We start from the raw sequence: 1234 nt of genomic DNA on the forward strand, positions 1-1234 counted from the left end.
CGAACATAACCGAGCACACCGACCGGCAATTTCGCCGCCAGCTTGCGTTCACCCTTTGCAAGCGTAAACGTGCCAAGCGTCTTTTTGCCCGCCATTGTTTCTTTTTCCGACGTTTCCACCGTGACGGTAGCATCATCAGAAAGCGGCGCCGATACCGTCACGGCCAGCCACAACGGCTGGACGGCGTCGCCTTTACCCAAATAGACAACATCGGAATCAATGCCGCCCGTGCCTACTGACGCAACGTCTTTTTGCCAAAGAAATGTATTTTCTGCATCGTAAATCATTAAGACCCCTCCTTATTTAATGACCGCTTCATCACTACGCAACGCGTCCAGCTTGCGAACAGGAATACCCGCTAAATACAGGACCTGCTGACCGTCGGCAAGATCGCGGCGCGTTACATGTACGTTATTCTTATCAATCAAATAAATTTCTAAGAACGAATATACATCATCATTGACATACGCCACCGCGTTCACCGTGTCCAAGTTGCGCAAACGGTTTTTCGCAAGAATAAATTTCTCAATCAAGGAACGTTTGCCGTCGCTGTCAAGGCTTAACAAATTGCTTGTGTTAATGTTACGAACCGCCGCAACGGCGCGTTGATCGCGTACCGCAAGGCCAGGTTTCCAAGTGAACAAAGTGGACACCGCGCGGAACTTGCGGCCGTCCGGATCTACCGCATCATTTTCGCCCAAGTCGCGGACTTTCAGACCGGCATACGTATTGCGCGGATAAATACCCGTCACGGTACGTTCGCCCCAGCCGACAATCCAAATCGACGTGTTTGTTTTGCCCGTGCCGCCGGCCGATACAACCTGATACCCCGGATCACCTTTTTCGCCTTTCAGTACGTTATAACGAACGCCTAAGCCGTTGAACTCGTCCGGATTCGTCATCGAATCACCGTACAGAATATTGCGCGCTACCGCTTGCCCAAAGCCTTCAATATGCGCGACATCTTCCGAACGACGGAACTGCGCCTTGTCCGGAGCAAGCGCCAACAATTCAATGTCCACTTCCGAGCGCGCCTCAAAAATGGAGCATGTATCGGCGACCTGTTTTGTTGTGGACTTCGACGGATCGACGCCACGATTGATGCGACGCAGCGACGGCATCGGGACCGACGTGCGCACCGTCGTTTGGTTACCCGTCGGCAAGTTACCTTCAAGCCACGGAATGTCGTCCAAAATCGGATTCGATTCGTTCAGTGCTTCCAGCACCCAATCCA

At 52.4% G+C, this 1234-nt stretch carries 2 protein-coding genes; both read right to left on the minus strand.

The annotated features are described in order from the left end of the window. A partial coding sequence (locus KH813_RS06745; RefSeq protein ID WP_303994572.1) for a hypothetical protein occupies positions 1-287 on the minus strand: 287 nt, incomplete at its 3' end. Positions 288-299: 12 nt separating this feature from the next. Further along, the coding region (locus KH813_RS06750) for a major capsid protein (protein WP_303994573.1) at positions 300-1234 on the minus strand (935 nt) is incomplete at its 5' end.

The organism is Negativicoccus succinicivorans (assembly GCF_018373335.1).
GTDB lineage: Bacteria > Bacillota > Negativicutes > Veillonellales > Negativicoccaceae > Negativicoccus > Negativicoccus succinicivorans_A.